We start from the raw sequence: 22,676 nt of genomic DNA, 5'->3' as shown, positions 1-22,676 counted from the left end.
TCAACCTGCATATCCGTAATATCCGAGCAGTGCGTGTTCGACCAAGACCGTTCCTGCTGCGATTCCTATGTTCCAAGCGCCGGACGCTGCTTTGACGGCCATTTTACCAACCCAAGATCTAACCATTGGGCCAAACTGTTTGTCAGCGCCGATCTTTGGCTCTTCTGCGAGGGCTGCTTCCAGCTCCAGCACGTCGTCCAAGGCAACACCACTATCAAGCAGATGCTGTCGTAGCCCCTGCAGGTTTCCCTGATTCACTGTGATGGTCACGGTCGATTTATTTGCAGTGCCGACAACGTTCGCATTGCCGCCGTTGATCGTCGTGTTGAATATCTGGCTCACAGCTTGCTGCACTCCCTGCTGCTCGGACTTTAATCCCTCCACGCCATCGGCTGTTGGGTATTCCTTCTGTAATGTCAGGACAAATTTTAGAACCCTGTTTTTGACCGCATCGAGGATTCCCAATATTTGAGTCGGGGGGACCTCTCCCCAAAACTTGGTAATGTTCATTCTGCTATCGAAGACTTTTCCGATCAGCATAAACGAGTAATTGTCGAGATTGACGGTCAAAACTCCGTTTGCCTTCTCAATTTCACCGGGATCAATTGTCCCGATTGCTGGCCTGTATTTGAGGATGTCGAACTCATCATCCCTAGCCAGATCATTCACTAATAGCTGGGGAACGTTGTGTCCTGTGACACGCCAAGCCATGTTCATGGCGTTGATTTTGAAGTTCATTGGGATTCGTCTGTATGCCGGAACTGAGGCTTCAGAAGGATAGCCATCAAGTTCCAACGTCACCCAATCTTCGAGCAGATCGCTGTCGAGCTTATGGGCAAGTACCATGCATTTTCGGAGCATTGTCGAGACCGACGTCGTGTCGGACAAAGCGTCGTTCTGAATATCAGTAAGCAGGCCCATGTATCCCCGGATCGATATTCAAAGCTATCAACGTGTGCGCAAGTTCTGAGGGGTAATCGAATTTCTACCTAATCATTGATACTTAAAGGGCAAAGCTCGACGGCGCCTATCGTGATCGCCGTCGTTGATCCTAGGCAGTCGTAGTAGCAGATCTTTTTCATTCCGCTTGTCTGCTCACCCGTTTTGAAGCAAATCGCTGCCGTCTGAATACTCGACATGTTGGGTGCGTGGTTTGTCGGTATGGTGATGGCGGCAGTCGAAAGAACGGTAGCAATCGTAAAAAACATAGCTCATCCCCCAGTTGAGAAAGTACGGTAGACCAGCAATCTGATGTGGGCAATGGCACCTGATTAAGTGCACATATTTTTAGGAAGAGGCGGCTTGACATGGCGATCACGCAGAAAAACTGCTTCCAAGCTTTTTTAAGGGAAATGATCTTAGTTTTTGGGTTGGAAGCGTATTATATGTGACAGATCCAGCCCGGGAAAACCAAGCGATTGAACCGCCTCATTCAAGGCAAGGAGGCCATATCCGTCGCCGTATACTTCTCGGCTTCCGACCTGGGAATGCCCTTGCAGCTGGTCCATAATTGCGCTGTCCACTCCGCTGTCTCGACACGCTTGCTCAAATGAATGCCGCAGAGAATGCCAAACCTTTTTTGACGCTTTGATCCCGGCTGCTTCCAGCAATTTGTTGAACATCTTAGAGGCGTGGCGATGCCGTTGTGCAGGAGGTCCGATTGTAATGTCGGGAAACATTCGATCCTGCTTCGGTATGCTCGATGCAAATTCTAGAAAGCCCAGTTGCAGCAAAACCGAGTGGACTGGGATTTTCCGCCTCGAAAAGCCATTCTTCAAACGTTTACCGCTGCAATCATCATCATCGTTGACGTCTATGAACCACACATCGCTCTCGCAACGAATGTCCCCGCCCATCAACTGAACTGTCTCCATCAGCCTAGTCCCTGCAAACATCGCCAGCAATGGCACCCAAAACCTTCCACTGTGTTGCATCGTGACAAGGCCAGGTTTCAGCCAGGCGACTTCGCTTTCGACCCCAGAGAAGACAGGCGTACCAAGCAATTTCTGAAGCTCACCTACAGAAAAGGCATGCCTTTTGTTCCTTTTGGAGCCTGTACTTGAAGGGGGCGGTATCATCGGCTGGACAATGTTCTTGAGCGAGAGGTCATACTCAGCTCTGGCCCATCCAAAGACAATGTTCATTGAAGTCATGATCTGCCTCACGCTCTCAGCAGATAGACCGGTCAATCCTTTTCGCTTAGCCAAATCCGCAATTTCAATTTTCGACAGCCCCTGAAATTGCCTATTGCCGTGAGATTGAGGTGGAAGGGCGAAAAGTACTGTCTTCAGCAGCCGCACGTCGAATTGGGAATAGCGGTTTAGAGGTTTGTCACCGCAGATCTCGATCACTTGCCTTATCTGCGTGGCTCTCGATGCCTTAGTCTTTGCGCTCCATTTTTTTTCGCGCCCGACATCTAGAAAGCACTCCGACGCAAGCTGAGACATCACCGGTAGATCGGATTGGTGCCGGCGATCCTCAACAAGACGTTTAGGGCAGTCTTTACCATTTGGCCTCGGTGCGAGGCTTTGGTCAGGTGTGGGCTCGTCTTGAAAACTTTGCTCCGGACCTTGAGCCGATGACAATTCGGCCCGTATGACCTGCCGGATTCCATTAAGCAGGTCGTTGGCAGCGACAGCTTGCGACAGCGACTTGTCACCTCCACGTCTTCGAATGGAGGAAGCCGCTGAGTTATGAGGAGGGGACGTTGTAAGCCGACCCAACGCCTCGGAATGCTCGGTGCGGAATGATCTAAATATTCCGTCGATCTCGACAATCACAGCCGGTAGCCGCCGAACAGCCTCTTTGAAACTGCGAGTCTTAAGAGAAGTTTGCTCGATTTCCTTGCCATACAACAAACGGATGTCAGCTGGCACCTTGACCCGGTGATAAAAATAGCCGTTGGCGTGTAAATGAAGGCGATGTTGTTTTGACATATTCCGACCGTTCAATTTTCACACCGGTGTTAAAGTCGGTGTGAAAAATTCAATGACGATCAAAAAACAAAACAAAATCAAAGGCGAAAAGTGCGATCCACGACGACCGGTGGTTTTTTACGATCCTGGGTGCCTACAAACGTAGGTGGGCGCCATATGTCCAAGCCCACGGGCCTGGCCAGGGACAGCTCCCTTTGGATCGAGTATGGCCCCAGGGATTGTGGTACCTGCCGGGAAGCGCAGACCGCAAGTCGACATATAATGCGCTTTGCGTTTGCGCACCAGTGCCATCGGTCGAGAATTAACGCTCGGCGACGTCATCGACGACGCTACCCTCCACGGATTTGCCGTTCAGGGTTTTATCGCCGTCATGTTCAGATGCCAGGGTTCGCAATCGATGCCGGAAAGCTGGCGCGCAATCTGCCGATAGCCGAATTCCGAAAGCAGCACGGTCATCGTCCGCTCCGTATATCCCCATCGATGTGCGTCTTCGCGATTTCCACCACGGCTCTCGTCGCGCCATCCGAAGAACCCGGCAAAGGCGTGCGCCTGTTGATCGGCAAACGTGCTGAAGCTGGAGCCCAGCAACTGACGGCAATGAAATTCCAGATCGGGGACGACGATGTTGAGCGTTCCTCCCGAGCGCAGCGCCTGAAACCAGCGCGCCAGCGTCCGCCGGGCATCGTTCGGATCCAAGTGCTCCAGCATGTGCCGCCTATAGATTTCGTCGACACTGCCGTCGTCGATCGTTTCGAGACCCCAGGCATCGGACACGATGTCAGGCTTGGCATGGGCCCGCACGTCCACGCTCAAAAAGCCTTCACGGCGCGTAGAACCTGCACCTATATTCAGTTTCATCGGCAACCTCCAAAGGGTAGGACCTGGACACTGGGGCGAACAAAGAACCTGGGCCAGGGAGGCACCCTTATATCAACGGCATCAAGTACGGTAACAATGGTGAGTGTGGTGGGCTAAACGCACCGTTATCCGACCTCAGTGCGCTTCCGCGCCCGGCTTGGCGACCAGTTTTTCGGTGATGCCGCGAATGCTGCTGGCGACTTCGTCCAGAACGCCGGCCAGCGCCTCTTCCGTCTGTGCACTGGCGGCGAGCGCGGTGTCGCGATTACCGCGCAAGGCGTCAAGTTCGGCCTCCAGCCCGGTCACCTTGCGCGTCAGGTCGGCCACTTCATCCATGATCATGATGCCGGCCATGACAGTCACCCGGAGATCGCCGATCTCGCCGAACTGCTCCTTCAGGTGGCTGACATAGCGATCGAAGCGGGTGGCGAGATCCGTCAGGTGATCTTCCTGCCCCTCCTCGCAGGCCATGCGATAGGCCTTGCCGTCGATCGTTACCGTTACCTGCGCCATGCGATATTCCGTCCTGTCTTGCCCGATGCGGCAAAGGTTGTCTGCAACGCTGCGTCAGCGATCGAGTACGGCCCTGATCGTTTCCATGGCGGTGACCAGCCGGCGGGAAACCTCGCGGTTTACCTCCTCCAGCCGGTTGGCGCGAAATTCCGCCTGGTCGAGTTCCTGTGCCAGCCTTGAACGGTCGGCGTGGGTCCGGCGAACCTCAGCGTCGATCTCGCTTCGCTCGCGCTCCCGTTCGAAACGCACGTCGACCGCATTATCCAGCGCTGCCAGCGCCTGACGCAGTGACGTGATGGCGGCGTCCACTGTCTTGCCTGTGGGCATCATGTCTTCCCGGTTCCACGCACAATGCTCCGAATCGCCATGGTGGCGCATTGCCCTGATCTGTCACAGTATTCAACTCGGCAACTGGCCGTCAATAAAGGCCTGCATGCGGCAAGGCCGCTAAACTGTGGATGACATGCGACTTTCCTCAGTTCCGGCAGCCTATCAGGCTCATGTCGTCTTTTGTACAAGACAAAAGGCAAATGTTAAATATTTGCGACGGAGGCCGGGTTTGGCCGCCGGATTTATTGACTTGCTCGCCCCAACTGCTATGTCTCAGCCGCCTGAGGCAGACTGCGATCCAGGGTTCCAAGCATCCCTCCCTCGCTGTGCCTTCCAACCGGTGGTCCATCCCTCTCGAGACCGAGACCATCCCAAACCTTGCGGAACGACCATGATCTCTCGCGAAAAACACGACCGGATGGCAAACGCGATCCGTTTCCTTGCCATGGATGCCGTTGAGAAGGCCAATTCCGGCCATCCCGGCCTGCCGATGGGCATGGCTGACGTCGCCACCGTACTCTTTTCCAAATACCTGAAATTCGATCCGAAATCGCCCCATTGGGCAAACCGCGACCGCTTCGTGCTGTCGGCCGGCCACGGCTCGATGCTGCTATACTCGCTTCTGTATCTGACCGGCTATGAAGACATGTCGATCGAGGATCTGAAGAACTTCCGCCAGCTCGGCTCAAAGACTGCCGGCCATCCGGAATACGGTCACGCCACCGGCATCGAAACAACGACCGGTCCGCTCGGCCAAGGTATTGCCAACGCCGTCGGCATGGCGATTGCTGAACGCAAGCTCGCCGTCGAGTTCGGCTCAGAACTGCAGGATCACCACACCTACGTGATGTGCGGCGACGGCTGCCTGATGGAAGGCATCAGCCACGAGGCAATCGCGCTCGCAGGCCACCTGAAGCTCAACAAGCTCATCCTGTTCTGGGACAACAACTCGATCACCATCGACGGCGCCGTTTCGCTGTCGGACTCGACCGATCAGATTGCCCGCTTCAAGGCTGTTCACTGGAACACGATCGAAGTCGACGGCCATGAGCCTGACCAGATCTCTGCCGCGATCGAGGCAGCCCAGAAATCAGACCGTCCGACCCTGATCGCCTGCAAGACGATCATCGGCTTCGGCGCTCCGCACAAGCAGGGCACCCACAAGGTCCACGGTTCGCCGCTCGGCGCCGAGGAAATTGCGGCTACCCGCAAGGCTCTCAACTGGGATGCCGAGCCCTTCGTCATTCCGGCCGACGTGCTCGACGCCTGGCGCGAAGCCGGCAAGCGTGCCGTTCCCGATATGAAGGACTGGCAGTCGCGTCTCGCTGCAGCCGATGAAGCCAAGAAGGCCGAGTTCAACCGCCGCTTCGCCGGCGACCTGCCGGCTGGCTTCGACGCCGCCATCAGCGACTACAAGAAGAAGCTGGCCGAGACCAAGCCGACCGTTGCGACCCGCAAGGCGTCGGAAGACGTGCTCGAGGTCGTCAACGGCTTCCTGCCTGAAACGCTCGGCGGCTCCGCCGACCTGACGCCATCGAACAACACCAAGACCAGCCAGATGGTCTCGATCACGCCGTCGGATTTTGCCGGCCGCTACATGCACTGGGGCATACGCGAACACGGCATGGCGTCTGCCATGAACGGTATCGCTCTGCACGGGGGCCTGATCCCTTACGGCGGCGGCTTCATGATCTTCTCGGACTATTGCCGTCCGCCGATCCGCCTGGCGTCGCTGATGGGCATTCGCGTCATCCACGTTTTGACGCATGACTCGATCGGCGTCGGCGAAGACGGCCCGACCCACCAGCCGGTGGAACAGATGGCCTCGCTGCGCGCCATCCCGAACCTGATGATGTTCCGCCCGGCCGATGCCACGGAAACGGCCGAGTGCTGGCAGATCGCGCTGAAGACCAAGGACCGTCCGTCGGGTCTGGCCCTCACCCGCCAGAACATGGTCGCAGCCCGCCTGGAATACAGCGAGAAGAACCTCTGCGAACTCGGCGCCTACAATCTGGCCGGTTCTGCCGATGCCAAGGTGACGATCTTCGCTTCGGGCTCCGAAGTCGAAATCGCCGTTGCCGCCCGCACTGCGCTTGAAGCCAAGGGCATCACTGTCCGCGTCGTCTCGGTTCCCTCGACGGAATTGTTCTTCGAGCAGCCCGAAGCCTACAAGGCGGAAATCCTCGGCAACTCGCCAGTCAAGATCGCCGTCGAAGCCGGCGTCCGCGAAGGCTGGGATGCCTTCATAGGACCGGAAGGCACGTTCATCGGCATGAAGGGCTTTGGGGCTTCCGGCCCGGCCAAGGAAGTCTACAAGCATTTTGGTATCACGGCGGAAGCCGTCGTTGCCGCTGCGGAAGCCAAGCTTTCCTGATCCCAATACAGGGCGCCACGGCGCCCTGCTTCCTTCAAATAGAAAAGTCCTGTCCGATTTGGGAGTGTCCACCATGACTGTTAAAGTTGCCATCAACGGCTTCGGCCGCATCGGCCGCAACATCCTGCGCGCCATCGTCGAATCCGGCCGCACCGACATCGAAGTCGTTGCCATCAACGACCTCGGCCCGGTCGAAACCAATGCCCATCTGCTGCGCTACGATTCCATCCACGGTAAGTTCCCTGCCTCGGTCAAGGTCGAAGGCGACACGATCATCGTCGGCAACGGCAAGCCGATCAAGGTCACCGCGATCAAGGATCCGGCAGCCCTGCCGCATGGCGAACTCGGCGTCGATATCGCCATGGAATGCACCGGCATCTTCACATCGCGTGAAAAGGCCGCCCTGCATCTGACCGCCGGCGCCAAGCGCGTCATCGTCTCGGCCCCTGCCGACGGTGCCGACCTCACCGTCGTCTTCGGCGTCAACGACGACCAGCTGACCAAGGAACACTTGGTCATCTCCAACGCGTCGTGCACCACCAACTGCCTGGTTCCCGTCGTCAAGGTCCTGAACGATGCCATCGGCATCGACCACGGCTTCATGACCACCATCCACTCCTACACCGGCGACCAGCCGACGCTGGACACGATGCACAAGGACCTGTACCGCGCCCGCGCCGCAGCCCTGTCCATGATCCCGACCTCGACCGGCGCTGCAAAGGCCGTCGGCCTCGTGCTGCCGGAACTGAAGGGCAAGCTGGACGGCACGTCGATCCGCGTTCCGACACCGAACGTCTCCGTCGTCGACTTCAAGTTCGTCGCCAAGCGCAATACTACCGTTGAAGAGATCAACCAGGCGATCAAGTCTGCCTCCGACGGCAAGCTGAAGGGCATCCTCGGCTACACCGACGAGCCGCTGGTCTCGCGCGACTTCAACCACGACAGCCACTCGTCGATCTTCGCCTTCGACCAGACCAAGGTCCTTGAGGGCAATTTCGTCCGCGTGCTCTCCTGGTACGACAACGAATGGGGCTTCTCCAGCCGCATGTCCGACACAGCCGTCGCCTTCGCCAAGACCATCTGAGCGACTGCACGGCCACGTTAGAAAAACGGCTCGGGAAACCGGGCCGTTTTTTGTTTAGACACTTGATATTCCACATTTCGCCCAGCTATCGACCAGATTGATCATTAAGCCTTTGAGAGCAAATCTGGATGGCCTACAATCGGCGGGCAATCATTTGCGCGGGGGATTCGGGCGCCGGGGACGGGAGCGCAGGGAGGGCTCGACCGTCGAGCAACGGGCTGCAGTGGGGCGTTCGGTATCTGCCGGATGCGAGAAAAGGGAAGTGTCCGTGGAAGCATTTTATGTCGTCGTCCTGGTCTGCACCGTCCTGATCCTCATTGCCGCCTTTTCCAGCCTTCTCGCCTTCCGCTTCGGCGCCCCCCTGCTGCTGCTGTTTCTCGTCATCGGCCTGCTGGCCGGTCAGGATGGGCTCGGCATCGCCTTCAGCAACAATTACCTCGCCTATATCCTCGGCTCGATCGCGCTCGCCGTCATTCTTTTCGATTCCGGCTTCGGCACCTCGCTCTCCTCCTTCAAGGCGGCCGCCGTCCCGGCTCTGACGATAGCCTCGCTCGGGGTCATCATTACAGCCTCCATTTTCGGGCTGGCCGCATCCTGGCTTCTCGGTTTCAGCTGGATGGAAGGCCTGCTTCTCGGCTCGATCGTCGCCTCGACGGATGCCGCCGCCGTCTTCTTCCTGCTGCGCATCGGCGGCATCAACATCCGCGACAAGGTGCGCTCGACGCTGGAAGTCGAATCCGGCACCAACGACCCGATGGCGATCTTCCTGACCATTGCGCTGGTACAGGCGATCGGCAGCGGCGAAGGCGTCGGCGGCGTCAACATCGCCATGCTCGCGATGTTCGTCCAGCAGATGGGCCTCGGCGTCATCCTCGGCCTGCTCGGCGGCATGATGATCGTGCTGGTCGCGGGCAAGCTCGAAACCGACCGCGGCCTGACGCCGATCTTCGTGCTGGCGCTGGCGCTGCTGGTGTTCTCGTTCACCGGCGCCGTCGGCGGCAGCGGCTTTCTTGCGGTCTATGTCGCGGGCATCTACGCCGGCAACCACAAGATGCCGGCCTCTGCGACCATCAAGCGCTTCCAGGATGGCATGACCTGGCTCGCCCAGATCATCATGTTCCTGGTGCTCGGCCTGCTCGCCTCGCCGTCGGAGTTTCCAGCCATCGCCGTGCCGGCCGTACTGCTGGCGCTGGTGCTGATCTTCGTCGCCCGACCGGTTGCCGTCTGGCTCTGTCTGCTGCCGTTCGACTATACCCAGCGCGAGACAGGCTTCCTCGCCTGGGTCGGTCTGCGCGGCGCCGTCTCCATACTGCTTGCCATCATGCCGATCCTCGGCAATCTCGATTTCGGCCAGACCTACTTCAACGTCGCCTTCATCATCGTGCTCGTCTCGCTGATGCTGCAGGGCTGGACGATCAAGCCGGTGGCAAAGAAGCTCGGGCTCATCATTCCGCCGCGCATCGGCGCCGTCCACAAGGTCGAGGTCGACCTGCCCGGCGCTGCAAACCACGAGCTTCTCTCCTACCGCGTCGTCAAGGACAGCCCTGTGCTGCTGGGAGAGCGTATCCCGCGCTGGGCCATGCCATCGCTGGTGGTGCGCGACGGCAAGTCTATGCGCTATCAATATGCCGGACGGCTGCGGGAAAACGATCTGGTATACCTGTTCATCGCGCCAAGCTTTTCGCGGCTGCTCGACAGGCTTTTCGCCACCCGCGCACCGGTCGATCCGGAAGATACCGAGTTCTTCGGCGCCTTCTCCATTTCGCCGCAGCGGCAGGCAGCGGATCTCGATGCCGCCTATGGCCCGGGCCTCCTGCACGAAAACGAGAAGAACCTGACGATCGCCGAACTGATGCGCCAGCGCTTAGGCGGCAAGGCGGACTATGCGGACCGGGTGCGTCTCGGATCGCTCATATTGATCGTTCGCGACCTCGATGAGAACGACCATATCAAGGCTGTCGGCATGTCGCTCGAAGTGGTCGATTCCACCGATGCGCTGCCGCTGTTTATCAACATGCGCGAGATCGCCCATCGCATTCGCGATGCCCTCAGGCGACGCCGCGCAAGGGCTGCGAAGGCGAATTCAAACGATTCGAGTAGCGACTAAAACCCGGGCTGACAGCCTTGCGTCTCCGACCATCCGTAGTATGGTCGGCGCATCTTCCGACCATATCAATTTGCGGATCTTTCCCATGCCAAGCTTCAAGACCCTCGACGATCTCACCGAAATTGCCGGCAAGCGCGTGCTTGTCCGCGTCGATCTCAACGTGCCGATGAAGGACGGAAAGGTCAGCGACACCACCCGCATCGAGCGCGTTTCCCCGACCATCCTGGAACTGTCGGCCAAGGGCGCCAAGGTCATTCTGATGGCACATTTCGGTCGCCCCAAGGACGGCCCGACACCGGAATTTTCGCTGTCGCAGATCGTCTCCTCGGTGAAGTCGGTGCTCGGCCACGACGTCCTTTTCGCCTCCGATGCCATCGGCGCACCCGCCACGGAAGCGATCGCCAAGATGAAGGACGGCGATATCCTGCTTCTCGAAAACACGCGTTTCCACAAGGGTGAGGAAAAGAACGATCCTGCCTTCATCCAATCGCTGGCAGACAATGGAGACATCTATATCAACGACGCCTTCTCGGCTGCCCATCGCGCCCATGCCTCGACCGAAGGTCTGGCAAAGCTGTTGCCGGCCTACGCCGGGCGGACGATGCAGGCTGAACTTGAAGCCCTCGAAAAAGGCCTGGGCAATCCCGTCCGCCCGGTAGTTGCCATCGTCGGTGGCGCCAAGGTGTCGAGCAAGATCGATCTGCTGATGAACCTCGTCAAGAAGGTCGATGCACTGGTGATCGGTGGCGGCATGGCCAACACCTTCATCGCCGCCCGTGGCACCGAAGTCGGCAAGTCGCTCTGCGAACATGACCTTGCCGATACGGCACGCCAGATCATGCTTGAGGCAGCCCAGTCCGGCTGCACCATCGTGCTGCCGGAAGACGGCGTGGTCGCCCGCGAATTCAAGGCCGGCGCTGCGAACGAAGTCGTCATCATCGACAGCATTCCAGCCGACGCCATGGTCCTCGATGTCGGCCCGAAGACGGTCGAGCAGATCAAGGCCTGGGTCGGTCGCGCCGAAACGCTGGTCTGGAACGGCCCGCTCGGCGCCTTCGAGATCACGCCTTTCGATGCAGCAACCGTGGCGGTCGCAAAGTTTGCCGCCGAATGCACCAAGTCGGGCAAGCTGACATCGGTCGCCGGCGGTGGCGACACGGTTTCGGCGCTCAACCACGCCGGCGTTTCCGACGACTTTACCTACGTTTCGACCGCCGGCGGCGCGTTCTTGGAATGGATGGAAGGCAAGGTCCTGCCGGGCGTTGCAGCGCTGGAAGCTCAAGCCAAGGCATGAGCTGCATGATGGCGGTTCGCCCGTCTAGTTGAAGTTTTGATGACCGTGAAAGCGAAAGCTTTCGCGGTCTTTTCGTTGGTGCTAGTGTAGCCGCAGACATTACAAACGATTGAATTCATTTCAATCGTTTCAGTAGCTTAACCTAGGATTTTCCTTTTAAAATTCTTCTGGTATCGCAGGTCCGGCAGTGTTGGGAGAGCATGAAAGGACCGAACGTCTTGGAGATGCAGATCCATTAGTTTGATCGATAGAGGCGTTGCCGGTCGGTCGTGAAATGAAACAACATCCGTGCGTGCGCAATGCGCCGCTTCGAGGGATAGGGAGTGAACTATGGTAGACGCGAAGATGTTGGACAAGATGAGCTCTGCACCGGGATTCATTGCGGCGCTGGACCAGAGCGGTGGTTCGACGCCCGGTGCGTTGCGTCTCTACGGCATTTCCGAGACCGACTACCAGGGCGACGATGAAATGTATCGCCTGATGCACGCCATGCGCGTCCGCATCATGAGCGCGCCTGCCTTTACCGGTGACAAGATTATAGCCGCCATCCTTTTCGAGCGGACCATGGACGGCGACGTCGACGGCCAGCCAGTTCCCTCATTTCTTTGGGAAAAGCGCGGCGTCGTGCCTCTCCTGAAGGTCGACAAGGGATTGCTTGCTGAAGAAAATGGCGTCCAGTTGATGAAGCCGATGCCGGAGTTGGACGCCCTCCTGAAGCGCGGCCGCGAAAAGGGAATTTTCGGCACCAAGATGCGCTCGGTGATCGGCAATGCCGACAAGGCCGGGATTGCCGCCGTCGTCAAGCAGCAGTTCGAGGTTGCCCGCCAGATCATCAGTCACGGCCTGATGCCGATCATCGAGCCTGAAGTCTCCATCAAAAGCGCAACGAAGACAGAGGCCGAAGCCATTCTTCGCGACGAAATCGCAAAGCAGCTCGATCTGCTGCCTGCATCCGAAACCGTGATGCTGAAGCTGACGATCCCCACGGTCGCCGATTTCTACGCTCCGCTCATCTCTCACAAGTCGGTCGTCCGGGTCGTAGCCCTTTCCGGTGGCTACAGCCGCACGGACGCCTGCGAGAAGCTCAGCCATAACCATGGCATGATCGCCAGTTTCTCGCGCGCGCTGACGGAAAACCTGCGCGTCACGATGAGCGACGCTGAATTCGACGCCAACCTGGCCGAAACGATCGATGAGATCTACTCAGCCAGCGTCAACAAGGCCTGATACTGTCCAGACGCGGCAAGCACTTGAAGGTTGTCTGACCGAATGCTCGTAGCCTCCATGGCCCGGCTAGCCACAGCCGGGCCATTTCTATTGCTACATCAGCATCAGAGCGCTTCGCGAAACACCAGCGCGAACGTCCAGATAGCGAAGGCTAAAATCGCGATTTTCCAGAAGTCCGCGCGCCGCCGCAGCCCGGGCAAGCCGAGCGGCCGGATCAGATGCACCACCATCGCCAGAAGCAGCAGCAAGCCTATGAGTTTGGACATAAAATTCTCTGTTGTCTGGTCACGGCCACAGACAGGACATTTTTCTCCTCGAAAAACTGCCCTGAACTGGCCGACCGATGCCTGTCCCCGCCGTCTTATCTGATTTTTAAGCCTGATCAGCGGACAATAGGATATGAAAAGAAATATTCTGCCCGTCCTCGCGCTCCTGTTCGGAACCCTGTTCCTGTTCATGGGCAACGGCCTTCACAGCCTGCTGTTACCCGTTCGCGGCACCGCCGAGGGCTATGCAACGACGACGCTCGGCCTGCTCGGAACGACATGGGCAACAGGCTTCGTGCTGGGTTGCCTGACGGCGCCCAAGCTCGTCCGCCGGGTCGGCCATGTCCGCGCCTTTTCCGGCTTTATCGCCGTCATCGCCATCATCGCCCTGCTGACCGGCCTGATCGTCGATTCCGCCTGGTGGGTGGCGCTGCGGGCCGTCACCGGCTTCTGCACCGCCGGCACTTCGATGATCATCGAGAGCTGGCTGAACGAGCGCGCCACCAACGAAAGCCGGGGGGCGATCTTTTCGCTGTACATCGGCATCACCCTGATAGGCGCCGTCGGCGGCCAGATGATGATCCCCTTTGGCGACATCCATACGCCGATGCTCTTCATGGTCTGCGGCATCTGCTACTGCGTTGCCATGCTTCCCACGACGCTGTCCAACGCCGCCTCGCCGCAGCCCCTGAAGGCCATCAAGCTCGACCTCCCGGCCATCTACAGAAACTCACCCGTCTCGTGCATCGGCATCCTGCTCGTCGGCATCGCCAACGGTGCCTATGGGACGCTTGGTGCTGTCTTCGGCGCCCGTGCCGGCCTTGACGAAGGCAACATTGCCATCATGATGAGTTCGACCATTTTTGCCGGCGCGATGATGCAACTGCCGGCGGGCCGGCTCTCCGACCGCATCGACCGCCGCTACGTGCTGGCCATCATGGCCGCGATTGCTGCCGTCGATGGGCTGCTGTTGTTTATCTTCCAGCCCAGCACGCCCTATCTGCTGATCAGCCTTGTCATCGTCTACGGCGCTGCGGCCAACACGCTCTATCCGATCACCGTCGCCCATGCGAACGACTTCGCCTCGCCGGAGGAATATGTGAAGGTATCGGGCGGCCTGCTGCTGCTCTATGGGATAGGCACCATCATCGGACCGACCATGAGCGGCCCGATCATGTCTGCCATTGGCCCCTACTCACTGTTCCTCATCACCGCGATAGCCCATCTGGCGATCAGCGGTTATTCCATCTTCCGCAGCCGCCAGCGCGCCGCCATTCCAGCCGGGGAGCGCGATGCCTATACGAACATGCCGTCTGCGAATACGCAGATGATCACACCGGAAAGCATGTCGATGGCCAACCCCATGGACACGCCGACCGAAACGGACGATCCTGCCGTCAAATACGGATGAAGGAGAAACCGCGATGAGCCTGTTTGACGACGACCGGCCGAAAAAGCCGGGTATCCACGAGATCGGTAGCGATATCACTCTGCTGTCGGTCGATGAACTGAAGAAACGTATCTCTCTTCTTCAGGAGGAAATCGCCCGTCTCGAACTTGCCTGCAACGAAAAGGCCTCCGGTCGGAAGGCAGCCGAGAGCCTTTTCCGTTCCTGAAATTTACCCGCCGCCTCGGCAATCTGCATAGCAGCAAGTACAATTTCGGGGCGTCTTTAACTAAAAATTAAGCTTTATCATTCATTACTGTGAACATCCGGATTTTGTCTGGACTCAGACAGTTTTTCACCATTTGGCGAATTGGTCTGATTTTTCTCCCTGTTTCACCTTCAGAGCCGCTTTTTGCGGCTCTTTTTTTGTCTTTGCCTGCCGGCGCAGGCCAAGGAAACTGTGGAGATTAACCTTCTATTAAGAATCGACTTGCAGATCTGGGGTAAAACTACCATCTTGAAGTCAATCAGCGCCGCCTAATCGAAACCTTTTGCGACCTGCCGGCGTTACATAAGCAAAACTGACTGTCTGCAACAGGGACTACTCTGATGTCTGAACTTGGATTAAACACCGTTAGCTTTGCAGGTCGTGCCGCCTCGTCGTCGCAATTCAAGGCGCTGTATGCTGAGGGTATGTCCCTCGTGGAAGAAACAGCGGCTTACCTCGATGGTAACGGTCGTGCTGCCTCCAAGGTCCTGCCGCGCATGGCATCGGTGCTTTACGCAGCGGAATCCATGCGCCTTACCACACGTCTCATGCAGATGGCTTCTTGGCTCCTGCTGCAGCGTGCCGTCAACAACGGCGAGATGTCGCGCGACCAGGTCCTCACCGAAAAGAATAAGGTCCGCCTGGACGGTTTCAACGTCGACAAGACGGCGCCTGGCTGGGGTGATCTTCCGGAATCTTTCCGCGACCTCGTCGAGCGCTCTCTTCGTTTGCAGAACCGCGTAGCAATTCTCGATCGCGAGATCTATCGCCCTTCAGAGACTATCGTTCCGGACAACCAGAATAGCGTCAAGGCGCAGCTGAGCCTGCTCCAGACCGCTTTCGGCATGAACTGATCTGATCAGACCTCTCTTTCTTGGAAAGCCGGCCCGCTCATCGCGCGGCCGGTTTTTTGTTGTCAACCGCCTGGCGGCAGGACAAAGAAAAGCCCGGCAAAACCGGGCTCCTCAGAAACATAACGATAAAGCGGCGTATTAAACGCCGAGACCGCCGAAACGCTTGTTGAACTTCGAGATACGGCCACCGCGGTCCATCATCTGCTGATTGCCGCCGGTCCATGCCGGGTGCGACTTCGAGTCGATTTCGAGGTTCATCGTGGCGCCTTCAGAACCCCAGGTGGAGCGGGTTTCATATTCGGTGCCATCGGTCATGACGACCTTGATGGTGTGGTATTCGGGATGGATGTTTGCCTTCATAACAATATTCCTGCCATGCCAGGGTCCATTTGTCGCAAGCCATTGCAGCGACCGACCCGATTGAATAAATGAAGCCGCAGCAGATGGCGGCCACGGCTTCCAATTACGATGCGGTGCCTATACAGCAAGGCCACGCAGATAACAAGGGCCGATCAAGGCCCAAAGCCTGGCTTTACAGGGATAGGAGACGACGTGTCAGAAACGGGAGAGGCAGGCGCCAAGCCACGCAAATCCATTCGACCGCTCGGACGCCTGCTGCCCTATCTGCAGCGCTACCGTCGCATGGTTACGGGCGCCGTCATCGCTCTCGCGCTCGCAGCCATCACCTCGCTGGCCCTGCCGCTTGCAGTCCGCCGGCTGATCGACCACGGGTTTGCACAGAGCGACGGAACCTTCATCAACAGCTACTTCGTCATGCTGATGGTGATGGCCGTCGTTCTCGCCATGTCGAGTGCGCTGCGCTACTATTTCGTCATCACGCTGGGCGAACGCATCGTCTCCGACCTGCGCCGCGAGGTCTTCGACCATGTGACGCGCCTGTCCCCATCCTTCTTCGATATCAACCAGTCCGGCGAGATCATGTCGCGGCTGACCGCCGACACCACGCAGATCAAGTCGGCCGTCGGCGCTACCGCGTCTGTCGCCCTGCGCAACGTCATCCTCTGTTTCGGCGCCATGGGCATGATGATCTTCACCAGCCCGAAACTGTCAAGCATCGTGCTGATCGCCATTCCGCTGGTGGTGTTCCCACTGGTCGCGTTCGGCCGCAACGTCCGCAAGCGCTCGCGCGCCGCCCAGGACATGCTGGCGGACGCCTCTGCCTATGCCAACGAGACGATCGGCGCTACCCGCACCATCCAGGCCTTTAATGGCGAGAGCGCCGCTGCTGCCCGCTATGGCGGCGCCGTCGAGAACGCCTACGAGGCCGCTCGCTCGGCCGTCAAATCCCGCGCCCTGCTGACGGGCTTTGCCATCACCATGATTTTCGGCAGCGTGGTTGCCGTCCTCTGGGTCGGTGCCCAGAATGTTCTGTCAGGAACCATGTCGCCGGGAACGCTGAGCCAGTTCCTGCTTTACTCCGTCATATCGGCCGGATCGCTAGGCGCACTTTCGGAAGTCTGGGGCGAGCTTTCCCAGGCCGCCGGCGCCGCAGACAGAATCGGCGAACTGCTGACAGAACGCTCGGCCATCGCAGAGCCGGAATATCCCCTCCCCCTGCCGACGCCCCGCGTTGGCCGTGTCGAGTTCTCGGATGTGCATTTCGCCTATCCGTCGCGCCCCGGCAAGGCAGCCCTTCATGGCCTGTCCCTCGGCGTCCGGCCCGGCGAGACAGTCGCCATCGTCGGACCGTCCGGTGCCGGCAAGAGCACCATATTCTCGCTGATTCTGCGTTTCTACGACCCGCAGAGCGGCACCGTCTCTGTCGACGGTATCGATACCCGCCAGTTATCTCTCGATGCCCTGCGCTCGCAGATCGCCATCGTGCCCCAGGATGTAACGATCTTTGCGGCCTCTATCCATGACAACATCGCCTTCAGCCGCCCTGGAGCGACGCGCGAGGAGGTCCGTGCGGCCGCCATTGCGGCACAGGCGGATGAATTCATCAGCCGCCTCGACGAAGGCTATGACACGCCCACCGGCGAACGCGGCATTACGCTCTCTGGCGGCCAGCGCCAGCGCATTGCGATTGCCCGCGCCGTGCTCAAAAACGCCCCGATCCTGCTGCTCGACGAAGCAACGTCGGCGCTCGATGCCGAGAGCGAGATGCTCGTGCAGAAAGCACTCGACGACCTCATGGAAACCCGCACTACCATCGTCATCGCCCACCGGCTGGCGACTGTGCTGAAAGCAGACCGCATCCTCGTGCTCGATCATGGCCGCATCGTCGAGGAAGGCACCCATCAGAGCCTCGTCCAACACGGCGGGATCTACGCCAAGCTGGCCCGGCTGCAATTCGACACCGGCATCGAGCAGCGCCTGACCATGGTGAACTGACACCCCGGGCGACTGCGCGGAGGCTGAACCCTCTTCGCAAGGCTGCTCTCGCTTCGTGGCTTGCATTTTGCCGCCCGCTCCATCTTGACAGACCTGCATCTTTCAGGCGGCATTGCTAGGCGCTGCAAGCAGCCGAAAGACGAACGTCCAGACAGGGAGACGAGCATCATGTACAAATTTGAAGTCTACAAGGACAAAGCCGGCGAATTTCGTTTCCGGTTCAAGGCATCGAACGGCGAAACGATGTTCTCGTCGGAAGGCTACAAGGCAAAGGCCTCGGCCATGCATGCTATCGAATCGATCAAGAAGAACACACCCGGCGCCGACATCGACGACCAGACGAGCGCCACTGTCTGAGGCTGACGGTAGCCTTCCCGGAACAGCAAAGCCGGCGCCCGCGCGCCGGCTTTGCTTGATCATGTGTGTCGGTCAGGGAACCAGATCGCGCCGATTACTTCTCGGTCAACTTGAGCTCGATGCGCCGGTTGGTGGCGCGAGCCTCCGGCGTATCCCCCGGCGCAATCGGCTGGAATTCGCCAAAACCTGCCGCTACCAGCCGGTCCGCAGGAACACCTTGCGAGATCAGATATTTGACGACCGCGATGGCGCGCGCTGACGACAGGGCCCAGTTGTCGGCATACTTGCCGGTCCCGGACAGCGGCACATTGTCGGTATGACCGTCGACACGCAGCACCCAGTTGATCTCCGGCGGGATTTCCTTGGCAACGTCGATCAGTGCCTTTGCGAGCTTGGTCATTTCGGTCAAGCCCTGCGGGTTGAGATCTGCCCCGCCTGACGGAAACAGGACTTCCGACTGGAAGACGAAGCGGTCGCCGACAATGCGGATATTGTCGCGGTCGGACAGGATTTCGCGCAGGCGCCCGAAAAAGTCCGAACGGTAGCGGTTGAGCTCCTGAACCTTCTGGGCGAGAGCGACATTCAGCCGCCGACCGAGATCGGCAATCTTCACCTGCGAGGAATCGTCCTTGGCTTCCGATGCCTGCAGGGCAGCCTCGACCGCCGCGATCTGGTTGCGCAGCGCGGCAATCTGCTGGTTCAGCAGGTCGACCTGGCTGAGCGCTCGGCTGCTCGCCTGCTTCTGGTCGTCGAGCTGCTGCGTCAGGCTGCCAATCCTCGCCTGCGAGGCCTCAGTGCTGCCGGATCCGGCAGCCAGCAACGTCTGCAGCCGGGACTTCTCGCTTTGCGCCGAGGCCAGCGACGCCTGCAGGTTCGCAACGGAATCCTCGAGATCCTGCTTGCCGCTCTTTTCCAGCGCCAGCAGTTGCGTCAGCTCGTTGATCTGGCCGTTCAGCCGGGCAAGTACCTCGTCGCGACCGCTGAGCTGGCGGCTGAGGATGAACTGGCCGATGACGAATACCGTCAGCAGGAACATGATCGCCATCAGCAGCGTCGACAGCGCGTCGACGAAGCCGGGCCAATAGTCGATGGTTCGCTGGGTCCGGCGGTTGCGCGAGAGCGCCATGGCTACTTGCTCCCGGTCTTCTCAATGCTACCGATACGATCCGACAGCCGGTCCAGCGTCCGGCGCATCGACTTCGCCTCTTCCTGCTGCGCTTCGATCCAGTCCCGCAGCATCTGCTGCTCGTTGCGCATGTTCTTGACCAATCCCTGGATGCCATCGGCAAGGTTAGCCATGGCCGCGACCGATCGCTGGCCGCTGCCGCCTTCTTCAGCGATCTGGCGCATCTGTTCAGACAAGGCGCGGACATCATCCGCAGAGGCTCCATTGGTAGCGTCGGTCACGGACGACATGTCGGAACCTACATCGGTGACCGATGACAGCCAGTTTTCCAGTTCCGTGTAGAAACGGCTCTGCGCCCGCCCGGCCTGCAGGTCGAGGAAACCGAGGATCAGCGACCCGGAAAGACCGAGCAGCGAAGACGAAAACGCCGTACCCATGCCGACCAGCGGCGCGGCGAGACTTTCCTTCAGCGTGCCCAGGATGTCGCCACCCTCGGCCACATCGAGCGACTGGATGACCTTATTGATCGATCCGATTGTGCCGATCAGGCCCCAGAAGGTACCGAGAAGGCCGAGGAACACCAGCAGGCCGATCAGATAGCGCGAAATATCCCGGGATTCATCGAGCCGCGAGGCAATCGAATCGAGGATGGAGCGCAACGTTGCAGTCGAAAGCGACATCGACTTGCGGCTGCCGAGAAGCGCCCGCATCGGTGCCAGCAGTTTCGGGTTGAGGTCGACCTTGTCGGCATCGCCGACGACGCGGAACGAATTGAACCAGCGGACTTCCGGTCTGAGGGAAAGCACATGGTTGAAAACAAGGATGATGCCGACGACGAGAACGCCGAGGATCAGGCCGTTCAGGCCCGGATTGTGCATGAAGGCTTCCTGCCCCTGGCGGAACAGGATGGCGGCAATGAAGCCGACGATGATGAGAAAAAGGATCATCGTCCAGAAGAAGGCCATCGGGCTCGATAGCCTGTACGCGCGGCTCTGCATCGGATCGTCAGTCGACCCAAGATCCGATAATTTCACATTTTTCATGAATACCTCAGCCACCGCAGATTTTCCGCCTGCGAAGACTAGAGCATCATTGCGCCGAATTGAAGAGTATCGCCCCACAAAACATGTGCGTTGCGGTAGGCTATCCGACCGTCCTAAGCTGCGTGTTTTCTTGGCTTAACGGGTCGGGATCGGCCGTTTGACGACTTCCGACAGCGCCTTCTGGATGTACTCGTTGCCGCAGATGATCGAGCCTTTGGCAAGCATCTCGGTGCCGCCGTCGAAATCGGAAAGGAAGCCGCCGGCTTCGCGGATCAGGAGCACGCCGGCAGCGATATCCCAGGCGTTCAGCCCGGTTTCCCACATGCCGTCGAAGCGACCGGCTGCCACATAGGCCAGATCGAGCGCCGCAGAGCCCAGACGGCGAACACCGGAGACTTCACCCATGACATGGCGCAACTCGACGAGGAACTTGCCGTGACTGCCGCGACCCAGATGCGGTACGCCGCAGGTGATGACGCAATCCGACAGCACACGGCGGCCGGCAACACGCAGGCGACGATCGTTGAGGAAGGCACCGCCGCCACGCTCGGAGGTGTAGAGTTCATCCGTCGCCGGATTGAAGATGACGCCGGCGACGATCTCGCCGTTGCGTTCCAGGCCGATCGAAACCGCAAACAGCGGAATGCCGTGCAGGAAGTTCGTCGTGCCATCGAGCGGATCGACGATCCAGCGATGGGCACCGTCGGTGCCGATGATTTCCTGGCTTTCCTCACCGAGGAAGCCGTAGGTAGGCCGCGCCTTCATCAGCTCTTCGCGGATGATTTTTTCAGCCTTGAAATCCGCCTGCGAGACGAAATCGCCGGGGCCCTTGACAGAGACCTGCAGGTTCTGCACCTCGCCGAAATCGCGGCTCAGGGACTTGCCAGCCTTGAGGGCGGCCTGGACCATGACATTGAGAAGAGCAGAGCGAGCCATATGGCAATTCCTTGAAACACGAAAGACGCCATCCGGACCCGGATCAGGGTCCCGGCGGAGCGGGATCGGCGGCGCGATAAAGATTGGCGGCCTCAAGACCACAAAATCGTGCGCATTTCAAGGGCACAGCCGCATAGCTGCGTTGCGCCGCTCAAGGATCGTTAATTTAACGAGCCCGGATCCCGCCGCTAGAGGCGATTGCCAAATGCGGATGTCGCCGACGCGGGAAGCAGCGCGAGGCGCCAACCACGGTCTCTGCCCCTAGAACTTCTGCTGCGCAATCAGGATTTCGCGGGCCAGCTGGTCAAGCGGCAGGATACGGTCAACGCCACCATGGGCGATGGCTTCCTTCGGCATGCCGAAAACCACGCAACTCGCCTCGTCCTGGGCAACCGTATAGGCGCCGGCCTGCTTCATCTCAAGCATGCCGCGCGCACCGTCGTCGCCCATGCCGGTCATGATGATCCCCATGGCATTCGAGCCGGCAGCCCGTGCGGCCGACCGAAACAGCACGTCGACCGAAGGCCGGTGGCGGGAGACAAGCGGCCCCGGCTTTACAGACACCGAGTATCGGGCACCATGGCGTTCCAGAAGCATGTGCCGGTCGCCGGGCGCAATCAGCACGTGGCCCCGCAGGACAGGATCGCCGTCGACAGCTTCCTTGACCTCGACCTCGCAGAGGCCATTCAGCCGCTTTGCGAAGGCTGCAGTGAATTTCTCCGGCATGTGCTGGACGATGACCATGCCCGGCGCGTTCGCAGGCAGTGCCTCGAGCAGCGCACGCAGCGCCTCCGTCCCGCCCGTCGAAGCTCCAACGCAAACCACCATTTCCGTGGTCTTTGCCATCGCCCTGCCGGTTGGCGGTGGCAGCATGACGTCGGCCGTCAGCTTTGCTGCGGGAGCGCCAGCCCGTGCAGCAATTCCCTCGGCCGCCCGCTTGCTGCCCGGAATTCGAGCATGCGACGCGGCCTTGACGACCTCGCGGATCCGCATCGCTTCGTCGGCCAGATAGTCTGCAGCGCCGATCCGGGGCTTGAGGATGATATCGACGGCGCCCGCTTCAAGCGCCTGCAGCAAGGTCTCCGAGCCCGCCTCCGTCAGCGACGAGCACATGACGACCGGGATCGGCCGCTGCAGCATCAGCTTGCGCAAAAAGGTAATGCCGTCCATCCGCGGCATCTCGACATCGAGGGTGATGACATCCGGGATTTCCTCCTGGATCTTGCGTGCCGCCGCAAACGGGTCGGCAGCCACTCCCATGACTTCGATTTCAGGATCGTCGGACAGGATCGCGGTCAAGGTCTGCCGGACACTGGCGGAGTCATCGATAATCAGAACTCGAATTTTCTTTGGCATACCTT

At 59.3% G+C, this 22,676-nt stretch carries 21 protein-coding genes and 1 other RNA gene; 10 read left to right on the top strand and 12 right to left on the bottom strand.

All coding sequences use genetic code 11. From position 1 onward, the window contains the following. From J5278_RS05665 to J5278_RS05640, 6 genes are all read right to left on the bottom strand, one after another. Window positions 1-861, bottom strand: a complete 861-nt coding sequence (locus tag J5278_RS05665) for a hypothetical protein (protein ID WP_257623399.1) — start codon at window positions 859-861, stop codon at window positions 1-3. Window positions 862-1,358: 497 nt separating this feature from the next. After that, on the bottom strand, window positions 1,359-2,936 hold the full coding sequence (locus J5278_RS05660; RefSeq protein ID WP_209184829.1) for a site-specific integrase: 1,578 nt from the start codon (window positions 2,934-2,936) through the stop codon (window positions 1,359-1,361). Between the two features lie 90 nt (window positions 2,937-3,026). Beyond that, window positions 3,027-3,185: non-coding RNA, 6S RNA (gene ssrS / locus J5278_RS05655), on the bottom strand. Window positions 3,186-3,287: 102 nt separating this feature from the next. Next, window positions 3,288-3,794 (bottom strand): hypothetical protein, encoded by a 507-nt coding sequence (locus J5278_RS05650; RefSeq protein WP_219258323.1) that lies wholly within the window; start codon window positions 3,792-3,794, stop codon window positions 3,288-3,290. A 135-nt stretch (window positions 3,795-3,929) separates the two neighbouring features. Continuing rightward, window positions 3,930-4,307: a cell division protein ZapA gene (locus J5278_RS05645; RefSeq protein WP_209184831.1), complete on the bottom strand. Its 378-nt coding sequence runs from the start codon at window positions 4,305-4,307 to the stop codon at window positions 3,930-3,932. Between the two features lie 54 nt (window positions 4,308-4,361). Continuing rightward, a complete protein-coding gene (locus J5278_RS05640; RefSeq protein WP_111222393.1) occupies window positions 4,362-4,637 on the bottom strand; it encodes a DUF4164 domain-containing protein in 276 nt (91 codons plus the stop codon). 391 nt (window positions 4,638-5,028) lie between these two features. Here J5278_RS05640 and tkt point away from each other — a divergent pair, with 391 nt between their 5' ends. The 5 genes from tkt to J5278_RS05615 all read left to right on the top strand — a co-directional run bounded on the left by tkt (window position 5,029) and on the right by J5278_RS05615 (window position 12,723). Continuing rightward, window positions 5,029-7,011 (top strand): transketolase, encoded by a 1,983-nt coding sequence (gene tkt / locus J5278_RS05635; RefSeq protein ID WP_209184832.1) that lies wholly within the window; start codon window positions 5,029-5,031, stop codon window positions 7,009-7,011. 73 nt (window positions 7,012-7,084) lie between these two features. Beyond that, window positions 7,085-8,095, top strand: a complete 1,011-nt coding sequence (gene gap, locus J5278_RS05630) for a type I glyceraldehyde-3-phosphate dehydrogenase (RefSeq protein ID WP_209184833.1) — start codon at window positions 7,085-7,087, stop codon at window positions 8,093-8,095. A 268-nt stretch (window positions 8,096-8,363) separates the two neighbouring features. Next, complete coding sequence (locus J5278_RS05625) at window positions 8,364-10,202, top strand: potassium/proton antiporter (RefSeq protein WP_209184834.1); 1,839 nt, start codon at window positions 8,364-8,366, stop codon at window positions 10,200-10,202. 85 nt (window positions 10,203-10,287) lie between these two features. Then, window positions 10,288-11,496 carry a phosphoglycerate kinase gene (gene pgk, locus J5278_RS05620; RefSeq protein WP_209184835.1) on the top strand — a complete coding sequence of 403 codons (1,209 nt, stop codon included), beginning with the start codon at window positions 10,288-10,290 and terminating at the stop codon, window positions 11,494-11,496. A 330-nt stretch (window positions 11,497-11,826) separates the two neighbouring features. Beyond that, the gene (locus J5278_RS05615) at window positions 11,827-12,723 is read left to right on the top strand and encodes a fructose bisphosphate aldolase (protein ID WP_142830677.1); all 897 of its coding nucleotides are present in this window, start codon (window positions 11,827-11,829) and stop codon (window positions 12,721-12,723) included. Between the two features lie 104 nt (window positions 12,724-12,827). On the opposite strand, the gene J5278_RS05610 is transcribed toward J5278_RS05615, so the two are convergent. Continuing rightward, entirely contained in the window at window positions 12,828-12,989 is a 162-nt protein-coding gene (locus J5278_RS05610; protein WP_162854775.1) for a hypothetical protein, read from the bottom strand. 133 nt (window positions 12,990-13,122) lie between these two features. On the opposite strand from J5278_RS05610, the gene J5278_RS05605 reads away from it, so the two are divergent. The 3 genes from J5278_RS05605 to J5278_RS05595 all read left to right on the top strand — a co-directional run bounded on the left by J5278_RS05605 (window position 13,123) and on the right by J5278_RS05595 (window position 15,498). Continuing rightward, the gene (locus J5278_RS05605; RefSeq protein WP_209184836.1) at window positions 13,123-14,400 is read left to right on the top strand and encodes an MFS transporter; all 1,278 of its coding nucleotides are present in this window, start codon (window positions 13,123-13,125) and stop codon (window positions 14,398-14,400) included. A 13-nt stretch (window positions 14,401-14,413) separates the two neighbouring features. Beyond that, window positions 14,414-14,605, top strand: coding sequence for a DUF1192 domain-containing protein (locus J5278_RS05600; protein WP_209184837.1), 192 nt, complete (start codon window positions 14,414-14,416; stop codon window positions 14,603-14,605). Window positions 14,606-14,985: 380 nt separating this feature from the next. Further along, complete coding sequence (locus tag J5278_RS05595; protein ID WP_111222385.1) at window positions 14,986-15,498, top strand: DUF1465 family protein; 513 nt, start codon at window positions 14,986-14,988, stop codon at window positions 15,496-15,498. Between the two features lie 138 nt (window positions 15,499-15,636). Here the strand turns inward: J5278_RS05595 and rpmE are convergent, their stop codons facing one another. Further along, the gene (gene rpmE, locus J5278_RS05590; protein ID WP_111222384.1) at window positions 15,637-15,858 is read right to left on the bottom strand and encodes a 50S ribosomal protein L31; all 222 of its coding nucleotides are present in this window, start codon (window positions 15,856-15,858) and stop codon (window positions 15,637-15,639) included. Window positions 15,859-15,966: 108 nt separating this feature from the next. Here rpmE and J5278_RS05585 point away from each other — a divergent pair, with 108 nt between their 5' ends. Both J5278_RS05585 and J5278_RS05580 read left to right on the top strand, forming a co-directional pair. Continuing rightward, the gene (locus J5278_RS05585) at window positions 15,967-17,853 is read left to right on the top strand and encodes an ABC transporter transmembrane domain-containing protein (protein WP_209184838.1); all 1,887 of its coding nucleotides are present in this window, start codon (window positions 15,967-15,969) and stop codon (window positions 17,851-17,853) included. Between the two features lie 168 nt (window positions 17,854-18,021). Further along, window positions 18,022-18,210, top strand: a complete 189-nt coding sequence (locus tag J5278_RS05580) for a YegP family protein (protein WP_142830673.1) — start codon at window positions 18,022-18,024, stop codon at window positions 18,208-18,210. A 94-nt stretch (window positions 18,211-18,304) separates the two neighbouring features. On the opposite strand, the gene J5278_RS05575 is transcribed toward J5278_RS05580, so the two are convergent. The 4 genes from J5278_RS05575 to J5278_RS05560 all read right to left on the bottom strand — a co-directional run bounded on the left by J5278_RS05575 (window position 18,305) and on the right by J5278_RS05560 (window position 22,671). Then, entirely contained in the window at window positions 18,305-19,336 is a 1,032-nt protein-coding gene (locus J5278_RS05575; protein WP_142830672.1) for a peptidoglycan -binding protein, read from the bottom strand. A 2-nt stretch (window positions 19,337-19,338) separates the two neighbouring features. Continuing rightward, window positions 19,339-20,379, bottom strand: a complete 1,041-nt coding sequence (locus tag J5278_RS05570; protein WP_209184839.1) for a MotA/TolQ/ExbB proton channel family protein — start codon at window positions 20,377-20,379, stop codon at window positions 19,339-19,341. A 135-nt stretch (window positions 20,380-20,514) separates the two neighbouring features. Then, window positions 20,515-21,315: an inositol monophosphatase family protein gene (locus tag J5278_RS05565; protein WP_111222379.1), complete on the bottom strand. Its 801-nt coding sequence runs from the start codon at window positions 21,313-21,315 to the stop codon at window positions 20,515-20,517. 261 nt (window positions 21,316-21,576) lie between these two features. Further along, a complete protein-coding gene (locus tag J5278_RS05560) occupies window positions 21,577-22,671 on the bottom strand; it encodes a chemotaxis response regulator protein-glutamate methylesterase (RefSeq protein WP_209184840.1) in 1,095 nt (364 codons plus the stop codon). Between the last annotated feature and the right edge of the window lie 5 nt (window positions 22,672-22,676).

It is taken from the genome of Rhizobium sp. B21/90 (genome assembly GCF_019355815.1).
In the GTDB taxonomy this organism is placed as follows: Bacteria; Pseudomonadota; Alphaproteobacteria; order Rhizobiales; family Rhizobiaceae; genus Rhizobium; species Rhizobium rhododendri.
This window is presented reverse-complemented; position numbering and strand designations above follow the sequence as displayed.